Origin of the sequence: Serratia sp. TMDUHS_CL, assembly GCF_037137105.1 — a bacterium.
GTDB classification, from domain to species: domain Bacteria; phylum Pseudomonadota; class Gammaproteobacteria; order Enterobacterales; family Enterobacteriaceae; genus Serratia; species Serratia nevei.
In genome coordinates this window covers 1-21,261 of the sequence record NZ_JBBBDV010000001.1, presented here as the reverse complement: position 1 = coordinate 21,261, position 21,261 = coordinate 1, and the positions used below count along the sequence as shown (strand labels likewise).

At 54.9% G+C, this 21,261-nt stretch carries 23 protein-coding genes and 2 pseudogenes; 4 read left to right on the top strand and 21 right to left on the bottom strand.

What is annotated here, in order from left to right; genetic code table 11:
• The first annotated feature begins 92 nt into the window (after positions 1-92).
• Complete coding sequence (locus tag WCL58_RS00125; RefSeq protein WP_405051279.1) at positions 93-1,100, top strand: NAD(P)H-quinone oxidoreductase; 1,008 nt, start codon at positions 93-95, stop codon at positions 1,098-1,100.
• 44 nt (positions 1,101-1,144) lie between these two features.
• Here WCL58_RS00125 and WCL58_RS00120 read toward each other — a convergent pair.
• The 6 genes and pseudogenes from WCL58_RS00120 to WCL58_RS00095 all read right to left on the bottom strand — a co-directional run.
• A pseudogene (locus WCL58_RS00120) lies at positions 1,145-1,876 on the bottom strand (SDR family oxidoreductase); the annotation flags it as partial.
• 194 nt (positions 1,877-2,070) lie between these two features.
• Positions 2,071-3,489: a phage tail fiber protein gene (locus WCL58_RS00115; protein ID WP_336850263.1), complete on the bottom strand. Its 1,419-nt coding sequence runs from the start codon at positions 3,487-3,489 to the stop codon at positions 2,071-2,073.
• The gene (locus tag WCL58_RS00110; RefSeq protein WP_336850262.1) at positions 3,486-4,628 is read right to left on the bottom strand and encodes a tail fiber domain-containing protein; all 1,143 of its coding nucleotides are present in this window, start codon (positions 4,626-4,628) and stop codon (positions 3,486-3,488) included. The genes WCL58_RS00115 and WCL58_RS00110 overlap by 4 nt, the downstream gene beginning before the upstream one ends.
• A gap of 49 nt (positions 4,629-4,677) precedes the next feature.
• On the bottom strand, positions 4,678-5,667 hold the full coding sequence (locus WCL58_RS00105) for a DUF6453 family protein (protein WP_336850261.1): 990 nt from the start codon (positions 5,665-5,667) through the stop codon (positions 4,678-4,680).
• A 1-nt stretch (position 5,668) separates the two neighbouring features.
• Entirely contained in the window at positions 5,669-8,872 is a 3,204-nt protein-coding gene (locus WCL58_RS00100) for a host specificity protein J (protein WP_336850260.1), read from the bottom strand.
• Positions 8,873-8,925: 53 nt separating this feature from the next.
• A complete protein-coding gene (locus WCL58_RS00095) occupies positions 8,926-9,537 on the bottom strand; it encodes a tail assembly protein (RefSeq protein ID WP_336850259.1) in 612 nt (203 codons plus the stop codon).
• 128 nt (positions 9,538-9,665) lie between these two features.
• On the opposite strand from WCL58_RS00095, the gene WCL58_RS00090 reads away from it, so the two are divergent.
• The gene (locus WCL58_RS00090; RefSeq protein ID WP_336850258.1) at positions 9,666-10,874 is read left to right on the top strand and encodes an IS256 family transposase; all 1,209 of its coding nucleotides are present in this window, start codon (positions 9,666-9,668) and stop codon (positions 10,872-10,874) included.
• Between the two features lie 95 nt (positions 10,875-10,969).
• On the opposite strand, the gene WCL58_RS00085 is transcribed toward WCL58_RS00090, so the two are convergent.
• The 3 genes from WCL58_RS00085 to WCL58_RS00075 form a co-directional block, all read right to left on the bottom strand.
• On the bottom strand, positions 10,970-11,248 hold the full coding sequence (locus WCL58_RS00085; RefSeq protein ID WP_336850257.1) for a hypothetical protein: 279 nt from the start codon (positions 11,246-11,248) through the stop codon (positions 10,970-10,972).
• A 97-nt stretch (positions 11,249-11,345) separates the two neighbouring features.
• Positions 11,346-12,146 carry a phage antirepressor N-terminal domain-containing protein gene (locus WCL58_RS00080; RefSeq protein WP_336850255.1) on the bottom strand — a complete coding sequence of 267 codons (801 nt, stop codon included), beginning with the start codon at positions 12,144-12,146 and terminating at the stop codon, positions 11,346-11,348.
• Between the two features lie 72 nt (positions 12,147-12,218).
• Positions 12,219-12,389: an Arc family DNA-binding protein gene (locus WCL58_RS00075; protein ID WP_336850254.1), complete on the bottom strand. Its 171-nt coding sequence runs from the start codon at positions 12,387-12,389 to the stop codon at positions 12,219-12,221.
• A 99-nt stretch (positions 12,390-12,488) separates the two neighbouring features.
• Here WCL58_RS00075 and WCL58_RS00070 point away from each other — a divergent pair, with 99 nt between their 5' ends.
• Entirely contained in the window at positions 12,489-12,776 is a 288-nt protein-coding gene (locus tag WCL58_RS00070) for an Arc family DNA-binding protein (protein WP_336850253.1), read from the top strand.
• Here WCL58_RS00070 and WCL58_RS00065 read toward each other — a convergent pair.
• Genes WCL58_RS00065 through WCL58_RS00055 form a run of 3 tightly spaced genes read right to left on the bottom strand, consistent with a single transcriptional unit; the run spans position 12,769 to position 14,599 of the window.
• Positions 12,769-13,491, bottom strand: coding sequence for a C40 family peptidase (locus WCL58_RS00065; RefSeq protein ID WP_336850252.1), 723 nt, complete (start codon positions 13,489-13,491; stop codon positions 12,769-12,771). The genes WCL58_RS00070 and WCL58_RS00065 overlap by 8 nt on opposite strands.
• Before the next feature lie 2 nt (positions 13,492-13,493).
• Positions 13,494-14,249, bottom strand: coding sequence for a phage minor tail protein L (locus tag WCL58_RS00060; RefSeq protein ID WP_048795451.1), 756 nt, complete (start codon positions 14,247-14,249; stop codon positions 13,494-13,496).
• Between the two features lie 8 nt (positions 14,250-14,257).
• Positions 14,258-14,599, bottom strand: coding sequence for a phage tail protein (locus WCL58_RS00055; protein WP_336850251.1), 342 nt, complete (start codon positions 14,597-14,599; stop codon positions 14,258-14,260).
• Positions 14,600-14,647: 48 nt separating this feature from the next.
• On the opposite strand from WCL58_RS00055, the gene WCL58_RS00050 reads away from it, so the two are divergent.
• Complete coding sequence (locus WCL58_RS00050) at positions 14,648-14,854, top strand: hypothetical protein (RefSeq protein ID WP_336850250.1); 207 nt, start codon at positions 14,648-14,650, stop codon at positions 14,852-14,854.
• Between the two features lie 18 nt (positions 14,855-14,872).
• On the opposite strand, the gene WCL58_RS00045 is transcribed toward WCL58_RS00050, so the two are convergent.
• From WCL58_RS00045 to WCL58_RS00005, 9 genes and pseudogenes are all read right to left on the bottom strand, one after another.
• A complete protein-coding gene (locus tag WCL58_RS00045) occupies positions 14,873-17,803 on the bottom strand; it encodes a phage tail tape measure protein (protein WP_336850249.1) in 2,931 nt (976 codons plus the stop codon).
• 39 nt (positions 17,804-17,842) lie between these two features.
• Positions 17,843-18,097 (bottom strand): DUF1799 domain-containing protein, encoded by a 255-nt coding sequence (locus WCL58_RS00040; protein WP_240290489.1) that lies wholly within the window; start codon positions 18,095-18,097, stop codon positions 17,843-17,845.
• A 47-nt stretch (positions 18,098-18,144) separates the two neighbouring features.
• Entirely contained in the window at positions 18,145-18,498 is a 354-nt protein-coding gene (locus WCL58_RS00035) for a phage tail assembly chaperone (RefSeq protein WP_333550066.1), read from the bottom strand.
• Between the two features lie 45 nt (positions 18,499-18,543).
• The gene (locus WCL58_RS00030; protein ID WP_099818157.1) at positions 18,544-19,200 is read right to left on the bottom strand and encodes a phage tail protein; all 657 of its coding nucleotides are present in this window, start codon (positions 19,198-19,200) and stop codon (positions 18,544-18,546) included.
• Positions 19,201-19,243: 43 nt separating this feature from the next.
• The gene (locus WCL58_RS00025; protein WP_168188566.1) at positions 19,244-19,657 is read right to left on the bottom strand and encodes a phage tail terminator-like protein; all 414 of its coding nucleotides are present in this window, start codon (positions 19,655-19,657) and stop codon (positions 19,244-19,246) included.
• Complete coding sequence (locus tag WCL58_RS00020) at positions 19,654-20,238, bottom strand: hypothetical protein (protein ID WP_099818159.1); 585 nt, start codon at positions 20,236-20,238, stop codon at positions 19,654-19,656. The genes WCL58_RS00025 and WCL58_RS00020 overlap by 4 nt, the downstream gene beginning before the upstream one ends.
• 1 nt (position 20,239) lies before the next feature.
• Positions 20,240-20,590 (bottom strand): hypothetical protein, encoded by a 351-nt coding sequence (locus WCL58_RS00015; protein WP_336850244.1) that lies wholly within the window; start codon positions 20,588-20,590, stop codon positions 20,240-20,242.
• Positions 20,591-20,592: 2 nt separating this feature from the next.
• Entirely contained in the window at positions 20,593-21,075 is a 483-nt protein-coding gene (locus tag WCL58_RS00010; protein ID WP_336850243.1) for a DnaT-like ssDNA-binding protein, read from the bottom strand.
• 3 nt (positions 21,076-21,078) lie between these two features.
• A pseudogene (locus WCL58_RS00005) lies at positions 21,079-21,261 on the bottom strand (hypothetical protein); the annotation flags it as partial.

Here is a 21,261-nt window from a genome sequence, read left to right as displayed (position 1 = left end):
CGCACCTCATTCGATTTCGCTAAGCTAACAGCAGACTTTATTGCGGGCGTTCCGCCTGGATAACCACGTCCGCCACGATGAGGAGAATGAGCATGTCAACAAATGCAGCGCAGCCCGGCACGATGAAAGCCATTGAGATCAGCCAACCGGGTGCTCCCGAGGTTCTGGTCGTCACCGAACGCCCGGTGCCCGTCCCGCAAGCGGGCGAACTCCTGGTGAAAATCGCCGCCGCCGGCGTTAACCGCCCCGACGTGCTGCAGCGTCAGGGGAACTATGCGCCACCGCCCGGCGCTTCGGATATCCCCGGCCTGGAAATCGCCGGCGAAGTCGTCGCCATCGGTGAAGGCGTGACCCACTTCGCGCTCGGCGATCGGGTTTGCGCCCTCATCGCCGGCGGCGGCTATGCCGAATACTGCACCGTGCATGAAAGCAATGCGCTGCCGGTGCCGGCGGGCCTGAGCCTGACCGAGGCCGCCGCGCTGCCGGAAACCTTCTTTACCGTCTGGGTCAACGTGTTCCAGCGCGGCCACCTCAAAGCCGGCGAAACCGTGTTGATCCACGGTGGCACCTCCGGCATCGGCACGGTCGCCACCATGCTGGCAAAAGCCTTCTGCGCGCAGGTGATCACCACCGTTGGCTCCGAAGAGAAGCGCCAGGCCAGCCTGGCGCTGGGCGCCGACGTGGCGATTAACTACCGCAGCGAAGATTTTGTCGCACGCACCAAAGACGCCACCGACGGCAAAGGCGCCGATGTGATCGTCGATCTGATCGCCGGCGACTATCTGGCCAAGAACTATCAGGCCGCGGCGATGGAAGGCCGCATCGTACAAATCGGCACGCAAAATGGCGTGGTAAAAGAGCTCAATCTGATGCCGCTGCTGTTGAAACGCCTGACCCATACCGGTTCAACGCTGCGCTCGCGCAGTGTCGCGGACAAAGCGCAGATTGCCGCCGATCTGCACGAGAAGGTTTGGCCGCTGCTGGAGCGCGGCGTGCTGAAGCCACAAATTTTTAAAACCTTCCCGCTCGAACAGGCCGCCGCCGCGCATGCGCTGATGGAGTCCAGCGAGCACATCGGCAAGATCATGTTGACGTTCTGAAACCGTTCCCCGCAGCCTGCGCTGCGGGGAAACCGATGCCGCGCTCAGGGAATGATGCCGCGGCGGCGGAACTCATCGAACAGCGAGAAAAACATGGCTTCGGTTTCGACAAACTGATCGAAACCGAAACGCCGCGCCTTGCTGCCGTCCGCGAACATGTCATAGTCCCAGGAAAAGACGAAGTCGGCGAAACGCCAGCCGGCCACCGCGCGATAGTCCGGTTCGGTCAATTGGTGCCGTTGCACCAACTCTCGCCACAGCATCGCTTTGTCCGCCATCATGCTCTCCAACGGCATCGGCAGCGGCGGCGCGCATTCCAGCCCGAAGTAAGCGGCGATTTTTGGCCACATCTCGCTCCAGCGAAACAGATCGCCATTGTTGATATTAAACGCCTGATTGGCCGCCGCCGGTTCGGTCGCCGCCCAGAGCGTGGCGCGCGCCAACAGCCCGGCATCGGTCATTTCCAGCAGGCTGTGGTAAGCGCCCGGTTTGCCGGGGAAACGCAACGGCAGCCCAAGCGCTTTACTGATCGACGCGTAAACCGCGATGCTTAACGCCAGGTTCATCGGATTGCCGAGGGAGAAGCCCCCCACCACGCTCGGGCGAATGGCGCTCCAGTGCCAACGTTTGCCGGCCTGACGCTGCGCCAGATACTGCTGTTGTGCCACGTTAAACTCCGGCGGCATATGCCCGGCGTCGCTTTCACGCGCCGGTGTTTTAAACGGCCCCAAATGGGCGCCATATACCTTATAGCCCTGCATCAGGCTGAGATGATCACCAGTTTTTCGCCAACCATGCCAAACCCGCACCGCACGCCGCTTCCCGCCTGATTTTGCAAAATTTAGAAAGCCTACGTTTTCCTATTATTCAGCTGGATTAAGCTGCAAAACGCCCCAAAAATGCCCCAAAGACATTACAATGAACGGTCACCATAAAAAAGCCGGGATTTCACCCGGCCAAGACCTCAGGTTTATGCAGTGGTGCCTTCTTCCGTTCCTGGTTCATCGACCACCGGCATCTCAACACGCAGATCCACCCAACGCCCCTCAGGGATATCGATCGGCATCCCCTCGTCATAGCCTAGAATGTCATTGCGGGCGAACGCCGGCGCCGCCGGGTGTGTGCGGTGATAGGTTTTGATCAGTAGATCGCCGGTCGGCTCTACCTCGTAATCCACCCAGATCAGCGGCTGTTTGTTGCGGTCGAGCGGAACCTCGATTCCGCCATCCGGACCGCCCCATTGAGCATCAGCATTAAACCCGAGCGTGCCGGAAACCCGGTAAATCCCCTCGCTTACGCGCTCAGTAGTCACGCCCTGGCTTTCGTCGTTGAGTTCAGAGGTGCCATCACGGAAGAGCTTCACGATCGGCGATGCCTTTTTGATGAAGCCGTTGCTGTCTACCGTCGTGTTCGCCTCAGACCACATCCACAGCCAAGGAGTAAAGGCTGAACCTGTCCAGCCACGGATTGCTATTTTTCCAAGCTGATTGCCATTGGCCCCATAGCCAAAGCATGTTTGCACTGTACGATAACTGTCGTCAGTTTCGGCTTGCGTGACTGCCCATGAACGAGTATCAAGGAAATAAGTCCCCGTATCTTTAAATGGGTTCCCTAGCGGGTCAGTCGCCACATACCCCCTTCGGCTTTTCATCTGCCTGCCAAAATCCCCACGAACTGCCGCAGTCACTGCTTTTGTTAGCCCCCAGTCTTTGAGGTTTGGTATATCTTCAACCGTTGGCTTATCTATATCACTAAATAGCTTGGACCAGGAAACCGCACCTGGTGATGCGGGAGTAGATGAACCAACCCAGGATTGGCGTGTTTTTGAGATGGCAAAATATGCGCAACTTGGCCCGCCATCAACAGGCATTGACATTACCGCGCCAGAGACGTTTCCTGGCCTATTTACTGTTACTACCGTGTATCTCTGGATTGAAGATTTATTGTCTTTCGAAAACGCATCAGCAGTATGTATTGGGCCTGAACCAAAACCTGCATCAGTGACGGGTTTAACGTTATTTGCCGCATTCTGCTCGCTAATTTTTGCCGATGCCGCCGAATTCGCGGCTTCAACCCTCATGGTATCAACCGTCTGCACAATTGCAGGAGTTAACTCGTCTTCGCCTGGTGTAACAAGAAAATCGTTAAGCGTTCCATCTTTCGAGTCAGGGTATACACGAATTTCGCCAACTTTTCCCAAGGTGGACACCAACACTTCATATTCACCGGGGAAAACCTGCATGGAGTACTTGCCGTCGGCTGCGGTAATAGCTGCCGATGAATTGCTCACTAAAACACGCGCGCTAGTTTCCTTTGCACGCATGGTGATAATAACATTAGGTTGAGGGTCTCCATAAGGGCCACGCAAAATATCGCTGATTAATGTCATTGCAGTTTCTCCATAAGTTTTTTGATTAGCTCGTCCTGACGGTCAATTCTTTCAATCGCCTGATTAAGGGCTGCCAAAGCTACATATCCCAGCGTGGCGTAATCAACCGCCTTGATATTTTCTATTGTCTCGCCTGTACGAAGCTTGAATGAACCACACTGACTTACGGTAAGGGGTATCTGCTGCTCGATTTCCTGAGCAATTCCACCGATGAATGGTTGCCCATCCCGCTTGCCCGTATATAGCTTAAGCCCGCGAATCAGTGACAGAGGGTCTTGTATTTCTACTAGGTCTGACTTCATTCGAATATCGGAACCGTTAACCCATTGGCCCGTTAAGTTATTAAAGTCTCCGTTATTCTGTAGTCTCACCTCATGCCAATTTCCACGAAAATCCCGATAGGATAAAAAACCGTAATCGGTAATATTTAGCTCTTGCCGTAGCGACATCATGAAGATTTTTTCAGTGCCTTGTGCCGTCAATCGGCAATAGGCACCGCCGCCAGCGACTGTGCCACTGCTGTTGGTATGTTGCTGGCTAATATGGATCGATGGTGATGCGTCATTGGCATCGCCAGTGATGGTTATGCTCTTTTTTGCCGCGACGGCGTCATTAAATGTGACTGACTTGCGAAACTGGCAATACCCGCCAGCGTCAAGAGTGGCATTACTCTTCAAAATTAATGGGCCACTGATTTCTTGAGAATTAGTAAGCGTCTTGTCTAATTTATTATTCAGCGAAGCCGTAATACTATTCCAGGCCGGGCCGGTGTAAGTGCTGCCGTCAGGTAGCGTCACCGTAATGTTTCCGGTGCCAGTGAATACCTGTTGCCAGTTGTTTTTATCGAGGTTCAGTCCGCGTAGCGCTTTCGCCGTCTCTGCGGCCAACTGAGCGGTGATTGCGTTCATCGCGTCGCGCGGTACGGCATACCATGATGCGCCCGCCTGCGTTGGGCCGTCATAGGCTTTAATCAGCGTCGCCTGTGTGGCGCTATCAACAGTTTTAACCGGCAGCGTATAGGTAACGCCGCCGACAACGCTCACGATGAAATCACCGGCTTTCAGTTCGGTATTCAACGCCGTCCCTGTGCCTTTCACTACGGCGGAATTGTTCGTTAGGGTAAGAGTGCCTGCAGGCATGATGCTCTCCTAAATCGTTGCATAAAAAAACCGGCTCAGTGGCCGGTTTTTAGAGGTAATGGTCTGCGTTAATAACCATGAGCGGCATCTGTGACGAGTACCATCGGTTTGATGTGTTCCATTTTGTCTGAATTTTTCGCCCAGATTCAGAACGCCAGAATTGGACGGCGCTTCCATTAAAACGATAGCCGCAGCTGTAGTAGTTATAAACGCCACCGCTCATTTCTGAGTTACCTCGCATAAACGCATTAACGGCCAAGGGGATCATCGGCCTGGCTATTCCTGTATCGACCAAATCATCTGGGTTACTGCCAACATTGACCGAGCGACCATCCCAGACTAACGGTTCTGTATCACTGGTGAATGTATTATTACCGGCAGCGTTTTTAATCACCATTCCGTAACCACTTTGCGTCGGTGGGTAATAGCCGCTGTTCATAATGACCACCTTCACATTGGCCGTGGTTAACACCGCTTCACCCGAACCATTATCACGCGATACCGTTAATTCGTTATATTGCACGGCATGGTAAATAGAAACACCGGGGTCATCGCACCGAACAAAGACAACCTTGGTGTTATCGTTTTGAACGACGGGCAATGTCCATTTGCCGTTAATCGTCACTTCCCCTTTCCAGGCAACAAAACCCAGCCTGGACGAACTGTTAATGCTCATCCAGTCCACCGAGTTTTGAATCATTATTCCATACGTGCCGGAAACTGATTGCGGCGGTTGAACCTGGTATATGCTGAACTCGGTAAAGAACGCCTGCTGATTTGCATTTGTAAAATCAACAATTATCCTCCCCCCATCGGCTCGCCATCCTGTAACCCCGCCGTAAGACGGGGGATTTGTCTGACTGCCGAATATATACCCGGTCTGACCAACCAGAAAAACCGGGTTACCTGCGACGTAATCAGGCGGGGTATAAATCTTTTGTTTATTGCCATCCGCCCAGGGTTCTTTGTCGTTGGCTAATAGTGAAATGCTATTAACCGCCGCCAGCTCTTTGCCATTCATCCACAGGCCATACGCCACGCTACAACCTCCCCATTCTCACCCGCAGATTACCGCCAGCGTCATAAACATTAATCTGGTCGCCGCGTATCTCCATGCGCCCATTACCGTCGCCGCCGTTAATCTGGATTTGTCCAGCTCCTGCGCCGCTTTTATCCATCCGCCAGCCGCTGGTTGCGCTGAAATTATCGGACTGAATAAACCCGCTGATTTTGGCGTTGGTGATTGCCGCATCCGCAATTTTCGCCGACGTGATAGAGGCGTTCTGAATGAACGCATCGCTGATAAACACCTGGCCGTTAATCACAGCGAACGGCGAGTATTGCGTGTCGCCACTGCCACTCATCAGCACGAACTGATTGGCGTTAAATCCGATGCGCGTGATGACGGGTTTGCCGGTTTCCGCCAGCACGGCGATCGACATGCCCGCGTTGTAGAACACGCCGTTAACCCTTACACCGGCTTTCAGTGTGTGGATTGCCGTTGCGCCGTCGGCATCAACCGTGGCCGTCAGCTTGTCCTCCAGTACCGCTGTTACGTCGTCAATCTGCGCCTGCACCTGCGTAGACAGTTCGGCCAGGGCGCGATCGACTTCCGCTATAGTGGTTTTCACCACCAGAATATCAGCCCGTACCGTGCCGTACTGCGCCCACTGGTGATCCACCGTCGCATTGTTGGCCAGCGCATTCTGCAAGATGGCGTCGATGTTGGTGTCGATATCGCCCACCAGCCGCTCGCCGTCTTTCGCGGTCAGAAGATCGTCGCCGATGTTCTCGAGATAATCACCGGCGTCCGCGTTCGCCTGCCCGGCGCTCCAGCCAGTCCAGTCGCCCTGATTGCCCGTGCGGTCTTGCAGGCGCGCGCGGAACCAGAACTCCTGCCCCGCCTTCAACCCGGTCATAGTGTGCGTGTGCAGCGGGTACGGGATATCGGCCAGCAACATCGCGTTATTCCCGGCGGCGTTATCTGCATACTGAATTTCGGTTTTCAGCGTGTCTTCAGCACCGGACGTGAATCCCCAATCGAGCTGGATACCCCATAACAAAGGCGATGCCTTGAAGCCAACTGGCACCGGCGGCTTGCCTTCTTTCCCCTTCAGGTAGGTTTCCATCGACGTCGCCCAGACAGACGATACGTCACTGGCGTTGATGGCTCGCACACGCACCAGGTAGCGCCCGGCGTAGATGCCTGGCACCTCGAATCCCAACGCAGACGTGCGCGGCATAGAAACCCAGTTGCCGCTATCCTTGCGCCATTCAGCCTCATAGGCTACCGCGCTGTCGACCGAATCCCACTTGGCGCGCAATGTCGTCACAGCGAGTCCCTGGCTTACCGAAGAATAGCTATCAATGGCGATATTCTTCGGCGGCGGTTGCACGCCCGGTGGAATTACCGAGATCGGCCGCTCATCGATGCGCGCGCCGGTATCGATCGCCGCATATTTACCCGGCTCATGCCAAACGGCCGTAACGGTAAATGTGCCGTCGTCATTATCGGCAACGTTGGAAACACGGTATTGCTGAACAAACAGATCGTTTGCGTCTACGCTCCACACTGCCTCCGGTTCGGGGGCTTCTGCGTACGCAGTCGATACTGTAACCACCCGACCATTCACTGCCTGCACCGTGCGTGCCTGAGATTTTCCCGATGGCAGGTTAACCAGCAAGCGATCTCCGATTTTTACATCGGCCACACGGTCCAGCGTGATGTTACGTCCGCCGACAGAGGAAATCCGACCACCCAGCACCCGGCCCGCCAACATCTGATCGGCGACACCGATGATGTGTCCTGGTAACGGAATAAACCCATCCAGCCCGGTAGAGAATGACACGCTGCGATCGTTGCTATTGGTCAACAGCGCCCAGCGGCCTCGCCGGTTCGCTTCCGTCTGCCGGGTACAGCCGATCGCTGAGATTTCCGTTTGGTTGATGCCATACCGGCGCACCAGCGCGTTCTCCGCCACGGCCTCGACTTCATCCTGATAATGATTTTCAGGGTTTGACCAGCTCACCATCGCCATCGTGTAGCGATTTCGCTGGCTGCCGCCCTGATAGTGGAATTTTCCGTCGATCACGTTGGCGCGGGTGTAGGTATAATCCATATCCCGCGGCATATCCGCCAGCGCACAGGCCTGATTGTTGGCCCAATACGTCATACCCCGGAAGATTGAGGCCAGATCGCGCAGCACAGTGAATGCCTCGTTCTGCGACTGGATGTAGACGTCGCACAGAAACCGCGGCTCTTTCCCGTCGCCGCCACGGCCATCCGGCACCGGCTGATCGCAGTATTGGGCGATGCGGTACAGCTCAACCTCATCAACCTGCGTCATGTCCAAGCGATCACCCAGGCCAAAACGTTTATTCAGCAAAATATCGTAGAACACCCAGGCCGGGTTGTTGGAGTAGGCCCACTTAAACTCCCCAGTCCACGTGCCGGTATAGGTCCGAGATTCCGGATCATAGGTTGTCGGCACACGAATCATTCGCCCCTTAGGCTTACAGCTGATCCGCGGGATGTTTTGGAACTGCTTAGCATCGAACGAAACAAAGAGCAGCGCCGTGTTCGGATAGCGTAGCTTTGCATCAATGACCTCGGTGATCGCCTCAATATTCATCCGGTCGACAATTCGCGATGATGTCGAATCCGCAGTAAGGCGCCGGGCGCGCACCTGCCAGCCAGTGGTTGCCGGCGGCAGGTTTATCCGGTGGCTGCGCTCATACAGTGACGTCGTTTTGTCGTTAATTGTGCCGTTAAGTACCGTCTGGTAGGCGCCGCCATCGGTCGACAGATCGATCGCATAATCGACACGAGTACCAACCTGATCGCCGTTGTCCTCCTGCTTTAGCAGGGTCGGCCAACCGATGCGCAGGCGAATGGCTGACAGTTGGGTGTTGCTGATTGCCCGCACCCACGGCTGAGAGGCTTTTAGCTCTGTGCCGATGCTGATCTCATTTTCGGCACCAGGCACGCCCTGAATATAACTCTGGGTCTGCGTACCCGGGCGAAACTCCCACTCGACACCGGGAAAATTAGTCGTGCCATCTGTAGACAATAACGGCGTTCCATCGAGATAAATATTCGTCCCATCGAGGCCGCCGGCTAATTCCCCCTCACCAATTGCCAGTAGAATTTTTGTTTTGGCGATCGACTGAATGCTGTCCGGCGACTCGGTCGGCGTGTGGCCACCACCGCCGCCACCTTTCCGCCCCTGAATGATTTTTTCCATGATTTCGCCCATAAAAAAGCCCGCCGAAGCGAGCCTGTTAAACACTGGAAAATTTACTGCTGGTCTTCGGCGTAGATGCCGGCAGAGATAATGGCACCGCCGATCTCCCGGCTACCGTACAGCACGCCGACGGGATTCCCCTGGGCGGTGGAGTTGACCGGCCCGCCAAATGCATACGACGGCTTATTGTCGGCATCCTGGCTGACAGAGAGACCGCCGGGTTGCGGGGAGAGCATTTGGATCACCCCGCCCAGCATCATAGAAGCGCCAATCATAGCCAAACCGCCATTCATGACACCGGCAGAAGAGAATGCCGCCGCCGCTGTGCCGCCGCTAAAATAAACTGCTGCTGCAATAATGGCTGCTCCCAAAATCGTTTGAAACATCCCACCGCGTTTGCTACCGATAATAACGGGGATGATCCGAATATTCTCGCTGCCCTTGGTCATTGCCAACTGATCCTCGCTGATATTCTTGTCGCCAACAAAAATCGCAAAGGTAAGCCCTTTCTGCTTGGATTCGAGCATGAATTTTTCGAAGCCGGGGATCAGCCCTTTTAATGCCCTGATGGCGTGCGGCACATCACGTGCGCGGTACTTAAATTCTCTGGTAAATTTCTTTCCGAGAATTCCGCGAAGTTCGATTGTTCTGATTGGGGTGTCCATATTACCTCCAATAAAAAACGGTAGAGTCCACGGGAGTGGTGTAAATTCGGCAGGAGATGGTGAGCGCCATCGGCTTATCCGGTAAGGTAATGGTTTGCAAAGACAATTATCTTAAAAGGAGTAAACCGATGGCTGACAACAGCATGGCACTCAACGATACCCTGATGCAACTGGGCGGCGAAGACTTCCTGCGTGAACTCACCGAGTTCATGCTCAACCGCATCATGGATGCTGACGTCACTGCGCGCATCAATGCCGACCGACATGAACGCACCGAGGACCGTGAGACCTACCGCAACGGCTATCGTGACCGCGCCTACAACACCCGGGTTGGCACGCTCGACCTGCGTATCCCGAAGCTACGCGAAGGAACCTATTTCCCGTCGTTCCTGGAAGCGCGCAAGCTCTCTGAGAAAGCGCTCAACGCCGTCATACAGGAAGCCTGGATAAACGGCGTCTCAACCCGCAAGGTCGATGCTCTGGTCCAGTCCATGGGCATGACGGGTATCTCGCGCAGCCAGGTCTCCAGTGTCTGCCGCGATATCGATGGTTGGGTTAAAGACTTCCTGGAACGCCCTATCGAAGGCGACTGGCCCTATCTGTGGCTGGATGCGACCTACGTGAAGGTGCGCAAAGGCGGCCGGGTGGTCAGCGTGGCGGTAATAATCGCTTGCGCGGTCAACTCGGACGGACGCCGGGAAATCATCGGGATGGGCATCGGCGAGTCGGAGGCCAAAGCGTTCTGGCTGACCTTCCTGTTGAGCCAGAAAGAGCGAGGCCTGCAGGGAGTTAAACTGGTTATCTCCGACTCGCACAGCGGCCTGAAAGCAGCGATACAGCAGGTGTTCTGCGCATCCTGGCAACGATGCCGGGTTCACTTCATGCGCAACGTGCTGTGTCGGGTTAACAAGGCCAATCAGTCGGTGGTGCGCGCAGCACTGCAACAGGTGTTCGTGCAGGCTGACGCCAAAGCGGCACATGAGACCTGGAAAACTGTAGCCGGCCAGTTGGAGGAAAGCTTCCCGTCGGTAGCGGCGCTGATGGACGATGCTGAAGCCGATGTACTGGCGTACTTCGACTTCCCGAAAGCGCATAGGGTAAAGCTGCACTCGACCAACACGCTGGAGCGGCTCAACAAGGAAGTGAAGCGGCGTGCCGATGTGGTGGGCATCTTCCCGAACGAGGCCGGCATCACGCGGCTGCTGGGCGCGGTCCTGGCCGAGCAGAATGAGGACTGGCTGTTGCAGAATCGGTACATGCCGCAGCAAAGCATGCTGGAGATAGACCAGGGCGCTGATGATAACGACGTAATCGACGCGCTGCCGATCAACGCATAACGCAGACATTACCGAGCCGGAAAGCGGGTTCCGAATTTACACCACCTTGACGGACTCTACCTAAAAAACCCGCCGAAGCGGGTAGTGACTTTTGGTTATTTGGTTTTGTTGAATTTTTTCTCTAAATAATCCGTTGTGTTAATCGCACCTAAGCAAATCGGGGATTTCCTGTTTGTTGCTTCGCAGTTCCCTGCCATTTTCCCCTCTATATTTGCCATGTATAACAAAGTATACACTTGATTCACGCAGAGCTCCTTATCCTTCACGTCATCGCATAAACTATCGACTTTGTTAGTTAAGAACTGAGCGTTATCCTCGGAAAATGATACTGTTGAATATAAAGCCACACATAAAGCAAAGATCGTCTTTTTCATATACCCACCGTGAACACATGACAGACCGCCATGTTAGCAGAGAAAAAGACCACGCAGAAACCCGCAATTAAGCGGGTCTTTGGTAACGTATGGTCGATTACTTAATGGCTTGTATCGCCTCGACCAGTTGTCTTGCAACGCCCTCCCTTCTGGCAACAATCCAACCGTTGCGTCGCGCCATCTCAGCAAAGGTTTCAAACGTGAGCACGATTTCATCGTCCTTTATAGGAAGTGAGTTTGTCACTGCACCATATTCGTTTAGATAAAGCATCACCCTACGATGACGAACATCTACGCTCTGCTGCCCGCGCTGCAAATATTCACCCTCCAAAGCATCCAGAAACTGAATTGCCTCCCCGATCTGTGCTGGCTGTAGCTGATGGATATGTTCAACATCAAAGCGCTGATGTACCAACTTCCAGATATCAGGGTAAATTTTGCCGATCCCCGTGGTTATTAACCGTTCTGCTGTTTGGCGCAGCGGGGTTAATTGCCTCGCGGTAGACTGGCGTAACTTACGAGGGTTTGTAACCTGCCCCTTTGTCCAGTATTCATAAAGAACATCATCGCACTCTTCTTGATATCGGATCACTCGCTCACGAATTTCTGGTTTAACCTTGTTAGGGCTAATCGTGTTCAACCAAGCAGCAAGTTTCCGAAGGGCTAGGCAAATCATCTTTTGATACCCGCCCGCGGTAGGTATGGTGATTTCCACCATCCCCTTTGCAAACCTCTGTTTAATCTTTATAAATTGGCTCTTCCAATCCATTCCCATGCCTTCAACGATCGGCTTCATTGGGGTGTATGGCTCGCCGTTGTGGTTAACCACGTACAACTCAGATCCGTAGAACGGGACGTTGATAGTGCATTCGGTTGGTTTTATTGCTAAATTAGCCATGTCGATACTTCCTCCGCTGGATTATTCGATACTGAAGCCCTGACTGTTACAGCAGTCGGGGCTTCGCCGTTTTTAACGACCATTCTCCCTTTCCTCACGTAAGCATCGTGCCAACCGCTGAACAATCGCAGAGTTGATCGAAATACCATCCATTTCTGCCATACGGCGGATCTCCTCTTTCATTCGTTCTGGCATGCGGAGCTGAAAGCTTTGGCTTTTATGTCCGGTATACAAGGTATCCATTCTAACCATCCTTAATAATGTCACGGTGACATGATGTCACTGTGACTCAATTTACTGGTAATGTCAATGTGATAGCATCAACAAAATTTTGAGGTGCATATGACAGATAAACAGGTTCGGAATTACGATAAATTCATGCTGCGCTTTCCTGATGGGATGCGCGAGGCCATAGCTGAGCGAGCCAGAAAGAATGGCCGTTCAATGAACTCAGAGATCATTCAGATGCTTGAAGAGGCGATGGATGAAAACAGAGTTAAAGCTGTACACATTAAGTCTGGAGAAGATAGCGAAATAGTAATTGAAACCAATAACATAGAATCATTCGCAAAAGGGCTGAAAGAATTTGCAGATGCCATCACAACCAATAAGATAAAAGCCCTCAAATGATAGATTTTATCATTTCTTTGCGCCGGACAATCCTAACCGTACGCTCTTTGAAGTAACCGCCATATGGTACGCACTGGCTCAGTTGGCCGTATAGATGGTGCAGTAGCATATTGCCATCCAGCAAGATCCCGGCATGGTTCGGAACCGGCGCTGAAACCTGCATAATCACCATGTCGCCAGCCTGCGGCTCCCCGTCGAACTCACGGAAGCCGCAGTCGTGCCAGTTGTCCATGTAGAGGTTTTCTCCTTCTTCCCACCAATGGCGCTCAACACTGTAGTTCGGCAGAATGAGGCCGTGCTCTTGCCGGTAATAATCCATAATCAACGACCAGCAATCGGCATGCCCCAGCACAAACTGGCGTCCTACCAGCGGGCGATCGCCGCGCGGGTAGATCGTTCGAATGTCGCCCTCCGGCCACGACGCAATCACGAACGGCAGTTCGTTCACATCGCACTGCAGCTGGTCAAGCTCGCTCGGCTGTGTGGTGGCGCCGTCGCCGGGGTGGCTATGCACGATGGCAACCACTTCCCCCCAGTCTTCCGCCGCAGCATAGCCAGCGGGATCCAGTTCGAAATGCTCCGCCGGCAACGATGACCGGTTCAGGCAGGGGAAGTAACGCTCAACACGCCCGCGCTGCACCAGCACGCCGCAGCACTCGTTCGGGAATTCACGCTGCGCATGCGCCAGAATGGCATCGATTGTTTTCTGCCGCATGATTATCTCCTGATCAATGACGAACCGGGGAAACCGCCAAAGTCCAGCTCGTTGTTTTCGCCAAAGCGCTTTTTACAGTCTGCCAGTAAGCCGGAGCATTCATCCTTGGCAGGGTCATCCGTTGGCTTGCCATCTTTATCAAACCAGCCGTTCTGGCCTGCATAGGCGCACCCATCGCCGGTTTTGTACTGCCCGCGCATGCACCAAGTGCAAAGTGCCGTGATCTGCCGCGTTGGAATGCGCAACCCCTGCAGATCCATCGGGCTCGACAGCGTGAACTCTACGGCTTCGTTATCCTCTCCGCTTTTGCTGTCGATGTAGAAAACCTGCTTAAATTCCTGCTCCGGGTCGGCTTGCGGATTGCCGTCCGGAAAATTGCGCGCGTCCAGATAGTGCACAAAGGTATCGTGGATCGTCACCTTTGCCTGAACCATGTCATCGAAACGAAGACACAGCGCGGTGATAAGTGCATCAATATTCGAGACGGTTAATTTTGGCTGCGCCGATGTCCCATCGCTGGCAGATTCCAGCCCGGTAATTTCGTAGGGGTAAGCGCCGTATTCCTTGCCCTGCCACCATACGGTTTTCGGCTGGAGCTTTGTTTCGTCACCCGCGGCCTTGTCGATCTCGGCCGACGTATGCGGGATGGTTTCTTTATGGAACCGCAAAACGTCGGCGCCAAAGGCAGTGCCGTCTACCTCGATGAAACGGACGCGTTTCCCGGGCTCCAGCTTCTGAACGTCATTGGTGATCGCCACCTTCCCTCCTACGGCGCATAGGCCTGTTCAAACGTTGCTGAAATGGACACGGCCGGACCGCCAATCGGAACCACCCGGATAGAGTCAGCCGTAACGCGATATAGCCCCTTCTCGCCAAGCGGCGGCGTCCAGATAAACGACTTAGTCGTATGCCGGCGCACGAACGCCAGCAAGAGCTGCATGTCGCTTTTGTTGCCGCTGAACGACAACGGCCAGCTTTGGGTTTCCGGATTGATGCCATCGCCGGACACCTGCTTATAGCCGTCGCCAAACTGCGCTGAGCGCACTCTCTGGTTTAGGCTCCCTTCTGGTTGCCCCTGAACTCGCCAGGTGAATGTTTCGATCGCCATAGATTTCCTATAGAATGAGTTTCCCAACTAGCCTTAAAAGGAATTCAAGTGGATATCAATGAAATTGATAGTTTAAAAGAGGATATTTTCGCCACACGACTGCTACTTAACATCACAATAAGCATTCTCAGCAAAAATATAGGTATCGACATAAAAAAAGTCGTTCACGAGGCTGTTGACGATTATTACAGCCAAAACGGAATTGAACACGACGAAATTAGCGAAAGAATAAAAAACAAAATAAAAGAAATTTAATACCCCCATGAGGAGGTGTCACCTCCTCTTATTCATTTCATTCCAAATAATTCCTGACTGATTTGTTTCCCTCGCGATCCCTTCACGAATCCACTTATCTACAGTTTTTTTGTACGCAACTCCCAAAGCATTCGATCCGGAATTATCGGCTTGTTGTGCGCTGCCCCCTTGAACTACAACATCAGTGTTTATGACGACACTTGGAGAGTTGCTTCCAGAGAGGCCGTGCATTGGAGCAGATCCGGTAATGGTGTTACCAACATAGCCGCCGTCGGCGTACCCCTGGGCGCTGTGCATCATGGCGTACAAATTGCCGACACCAATATTGCGCGTCGCCTCTTTGGTGAACACGAATTCACCGCCGTGCACGATGCCTTTCGGCTCGTACTTGCCGCCGTCGCCGGTATACCCGCCGTCGTAATGTAGCCCCATAGGGACTGCGCCGGGGTTATTGCCGCCAGAAGATGATAGAGAGCCGGTTACCCATCCCATAGCAGCTTGAACTGCATATGCCACCAGCAATTTGTTGATGATCTCAATGATCATTTTCAAAATTGAAGCGGTGAATTCCTTGAATGAGGCTTTCCCGGTAGTGACGAGACTGGTCAGCATGTCAGAAATACCACCAAGCGCACTCTGCGCCACACTGGACACTGAGCTATACACATTTTCCGCTGTTTGCTGGTACTCATTTAGCCCATTGATCGCGCCGGCACGCCAATTTTTATCCAGTGCATCACGCTGCTTGTACGTTTCCTCCAATGTCGCCAAGGCATCTTTTTGGGCGGTAGGGTTTTCCGCATACTCGGTAGTGATCCGGTCTCTTTCGGATTGCCGCTGGGAGTCGCGGGAAGTGCCACCCTTGGCGAGAAAAGCAATCTCGGCACGTTTCGCTTGCTGCTGCCGATCAAACTTCTGCGAGGCATCCAACAGCTTGTTAAGCCGCTCCTGCTTGGCGATCTCGTCGCCGAGAACAGCCAGTCGTTCCTTTTGCGCCAGCACGTTACCCTTGCTGGAAAGTAGCGATTTTTCTTGAGCCGTCAGCTTCCGTTTATCGGCGGCCTGCTCCAGAACGGCAAATTTCGCCAGCTCCGCCCACAAATCCTTGCGCTGTTGGCTGATAGTGTCATTGATGCTGCGGTGTTCCTGCAGCACTTTGAGCTGAGCCTGGAGCGCCAACAAATCGGCCTGCGCTTTTTCGTCGGCACGATCACCGGCCGGCGCCGTGTACTGGCGTCCCTTCGGTGTTTTCGGGTCTTTGAATTTTTCATCGATCCGGGCATTGAGTTTGTCAGCCCGTTCTTGGGTGATGTAGCCTAATCGGAGTTGCTCGTTAATTTCCTTGTGGAGCTTTACGCGTTTTTCTGCGTTCGACTCCATGGATTTTTCAAGGGAGTCAACTTTTTGCAACGCTTTAATTCTGTCGTTCGCGGCCTGCTGCTGAGCACCTTGCAAGTCCGCCTGCAGATTACCCACCAGGCTATTGAGTATGTCCCCCATAGCCTTATCTTTTGCAGACGAAGACGTTACAGGAGAATTGAGAACTGCACGCGCTTTCTCCAACCTGGCGACCGGATCATCTCGTCCTATCCCGAGCATTTTATCCCACGCCCACGAGGCAGCCCGACCAATGCCATCCCAGGCAGACTCAAGCACCCCTAGCCCTTCTTTAATTTCCATCGCGCGCTCATTAATGGCGCGCGCATAGGATTGCTCCGCAATTTCCTGGGCTTTCCGGGTGTTTCCTGCTTCAATTTGCGCCGCGATCTGATCGTAAACCGTCGAGGTTAGGAAGTGATATTGATCATTGAGTGCCACGACAGCTTTCAGTGGCTCACCTTGCAATGACTTGAATTGCTCGGCGGTTTTCTCTATGGATTGGCCGGTAGCCTGTTCCATATTGATCGCTGCTGTGGCGATCATACTTAGCTGTGAAGCTGTATATTCGCCCGATGAGTTGAGGGTTGCCAAAGCCTGGGCGGACTTGCTTACAGTGCTATTGGTTGAATCCGCAACCTTGTCAGCCATGAGAGCCAAACGATCGGACGTCAGTCCAGCATAATTGCCAGTCAGGATGATCGAGCGGTTAAATTCTCTGGCTTCTGCACTTCCCTTCTCGTATGCAATGGCGAGACCGCCAAACGCAGCTGCAACAAGCCCTATTGATCCTGCGACCGCTGCGCCGCGAAACGTCATCAACTGGTCGATCAGCCCGGACCGATTCGCCAGGGTGATGCTGGAGCCACGCAAGGCGCCCAGGTTACCTCGCGCCAGCTCTCCGAGCATAACGCCCAGCTCCCGGCGGGCGGCCGACGTCTGCAAACTGAATTTATGCGTGGCGTCGCCAGCGGTGGACAGCTTTTTGATGTAAATGTCCGCAGCGGAACCAACGCCCAACTGCGCGGCACGGTAGCGCAGCAGCTCTTCCCGCGAAAGGTTCTGCGTCGCCACCTGGTCTTTCAGCTTTTGGATGAAGATCGATTTGGCGGCCGCCGATGCCTCTTCGGCTTTGGTCAGCTCGCGCATTTTATCCGCGGCGTGGCTGGTGAGCGTCAGGTAGTCGCTTTGCGTGATGTTGCCGGCGGCGCGGGCGGCGCGCACCTGCGACTGAATGGCGCGCAATTCCTGCGTGCCGGTGCCGAGCTGCTTGATCCGGTCAATCTGGCGGAAGTAGGATTCGGTCAGCTGGTCCTGCGCCCGGCCGGATGCCGTCGCCGTGGTCTGGCTCTCGCGCAGGCGGCGGCTGTATTCCGCTACCCGTTTGTGCGTTTCCTCGACCTCGTGCGCCACCTCTTTCGATACTTTGGCCGTCTCTTTGCCCGAGGCATTGAAACCGTCAGCCGCGCCGGCGGCGCCTGCAGCAGTTCTCTGGAATTTATCCAGCTCGCTGTTGCCGCGCTGCAGGTCGCCGGTATCGACGCGCAGGGAGATGGATGCAATGTCTGTCATGCGGGGCTCCGTGCAGTAAAAAGCCCGCGCGGCGGGCCATTATTTTTTATGGATGGTGGCAAGCGCAGCGGCTTCCATCACCCTGATATCCGTTAACGCGGTTGCCTCATCGTCGACGCCGTGTAATTTCATCACCCAGGGCAGGCAGTTGTAATCCAACCCGGTGACACCGCCCATACCGGTACGCCATTGCGTCGCCATTGCCCGGAATACCTCGAACACTGGCCACACGTCAGGGAGCACGTCGATCTGCTCCCCTTTGACGTCCTCGGGCGTAAACCCAAATGCGGCCAGTTCTTCCGGCGACGGATCAGGCGTATAGAATGCCGAGGCAACCGCTGTTAGTTTTTTTCACGAATCGCCATCAGCTCGCGGGTGTAGGTCATGGCGATGGAGTCGAACGCACGCGGGTAGTTTTCCAGTAGTACCAGCACGTTCTCGCTGTTGAACTCGTCAGGCAGCGCCCAGCCAACGGCGATTTCCTCGATGAATGCCACCATCGGCGCGCTGCAGTGGCTGCCGGCCTCAATCTGCTTTTCCGTCGCCTCGCGCAGGGTGTTCTCCAGCGCTTCCAGCTGGCTGCGGGTCTTGTGCTTGAACGTGAACGTCAGCACGCCATCTTCTGCGCCGGCGCGCGGGATTGTGACGTCTTTTTTAAACGTCGAGTTTGGAACCAGGGTAAATTTTGATGTCATGTCGGAACCTGCGAAAAAATGGGGCTTGCGCCCCGAGGGTTAAAATTACTTGTCCTTGTAGAACGTCATGGTGCGGGACTGTACCGCGATCGATACCTGCACCGTTTCCACCTGGTTCACGGCCGTTGCCGGCTGTGGGTCAAAGGATGGCGTGCCGGACCAGTAACGGGTTTCTTTTGCCGTCGGCACATACATGTAAAACGGCAGAATGTCGCCAACGCGATCGGCAGCGGTCAGGACGTCATAAATCGGCAACGTTGAATCATGCGCAAAGGTAAACGTCTGGGTCTTGGCTGCCTTGTACGTCGCCAGGTTGCGCTGGCGGTCGTCCTCAAGGAACTGGATCTGCACGTACTGCTGATCGCCGCCAGACGCCCCCACTTCAGTGATTTGTGGTATCTGCGTCCATTCGGTGATTTTGATAAGCGCGCCGGCGCCGCCGCCCGCCGGGAAAAATTTGGTATTCGACGTATCCAGTGCACCGATCGTCACCGCCGTTGCCGTCGCCGCTGTCACTTTGGCGACCAGGTTGTCGATGTTTCCCCAGCCTGATTTGATGAGCACAATGTCATCGGCGGCCAGGGTGCCATTTGCCACGGTAAACACCGAGGCCTTGGCGTTACTAACCGCTGACGTTGGCAGCGCTGCCGCCATCTTGGAACCAGCGAAAACCGTGGCGCCGTTTGGTAATGCAAATGCCATAGTGGATTCTCCAATTTTGGGCATAAAAAAACCGCCGCGGCGGTCAGTGTGTGATGAGGTGAGCGCGATAGCTCATGCTGACGGGGATGGAATAGCGGGTGTCCGACGTGATGCCACGGTAAACCGTCGGCGGCGTGCTGATGTAGCAGGTGATCCCCTCATCGCTGAGCGCCAGGCCAACAGGGAACAAAGCGGCCACCTCATCGGCTAGCGCGCGGGCGCCACTGACGCCGTCGCCGGCCTTCGCCACGACGTTGATCTGCCAGACGCCCGGCAGCACCTGCAGCTTTTCCGCCAGGTCGATCGTCGTCGTGGTCGCCGGCATCGCGTAGGCCTGAAGATAGAGTGTATCCGGCGGGTTTTCCGCGATGTTGTCCCACACTACAGGCACGCCTTTACCATCTGCCCATTCACCCAGGCGCGCTTCGAGCAGTTCGGCTACTCGGGTATGACTCACGATTTCACCTCCGATACGGCTGCCTGGAAATGACGCTGGAAATCGGCAGCGGTGATCCGCACCATGCCGCCAGGCGCCTGCGACGAGTGACCAAACTCCAACGGGTAGGCATAGGGAACGTTATTCGTGAAGTACACCGCCTGCATGCCGACACGAAAACGCTCGATCACCAGCGTGCCGGCGGCCAGCGTTTTACCGCCCGATTTATCCACCTGGCCGGTTTCACCCTGCGGCGCCGCATCCAACCCCACCTGCCAGTTGCCGCGGAACCGGCCGCCGGAATAACCGGCCGGCGCCTTGATATCCATGCTGTCGGATACCCTGGCGCGCTTTTTCAGGCGCCCAGTCGGTGTCAGGTTGGCCGGATCGTTGCGCTGCGCATCATTGTGTTCTGCGACAGCGTCGTTATAGGCTTTGGCGGTGGCGTTCACCTCCCACAAGTCGGGATTGCCTACGGGCGACATCTGAACCAGTTGCGTGAGGATGCGGATCCCCGTTGCGCGGACTACCTGCGCCTGATTGGCCTTTGCCTTGTCCACAAAGGCAGTGATCGCCTGCATGAACGCGTCGTTTTCTGCCATGTCATGCCCTCAGCTGTGCGCGGTAGCAGATAAGCACCGCTGCCGGCTTAACCGGATGCGGATGAACCACGCGATATTTTTTCCCGTCGATCTCAATGCGGTCGTCGATACGGATTTCCGTCTGGTAGGTTGCCACCAACAGCACGTCGCCGTTCTGAATCAGCGTGCCGTCAATTTCTCCCGGCTTGTATTCCGTCACAACGCCGATCACATCCGCCTTTTCGTCGGGTAATCGCACCTCTTTCCCGTTTACCCGCGTCACTTTCCCGCCCCGGGCGAGCACGCGCTTTTGCCCGTTATCGGTAAGCAACCGTGTGGCAGTGGCGCGCATCCGGATATAGTTGATCGCCATACTCAGCCCCTCACGACTCTCACCTGATTCATCGCACCGACAAAACCTCGTAGCAAACCGGCCAACCACGGGAACGTTGGCGCCGAATTTGATGTGCCAGGAGCATAACTGACACTAACGGCGCCTGAGACGGCCTCTTGCACGACCTCGGCACCACCGTTAAAACTCGGGGTCAGATCGGTTTCCTGCGCCTCAACAGCCAAATGGCACTGCGCCTGGATAATCTGGCGCGGGATTTTGTCACTGGCCAGCAGAACACCGTCCACAATCACGCCAGACCGCGGCCACGGTAGCGCCTGATCCGACGATGAACGGGAACCGCGCCAGCTTTGTCCGGCCAGATAGTCCATCGCATGCATTAACAGCGTTTCGCATTCGCTGTCGTCGTCCGGAAACGCATAGCCGCGCGTCGTAGCAAAATCACGAGCATTCTGCACACTGGCGTAACTGTTAAAATCAGGCGACGTGGGGTCTGTAATTAACATGGCTCACCCCCGGACAGTCCAACCGGATGATTTCCAGTTTTCCACCTCAGCGGGATGTACGTCAGCAACCGTTGGTGCGCCGGGAAAAGCAGGGTAATCAGTAACCATAGACACCAATTCTATCTGCTGCTCCTGCTGCTCCTGCTGCTCCTGCTGCTCCTGCTGCTCCTGCTGCTCCTGCTGCTC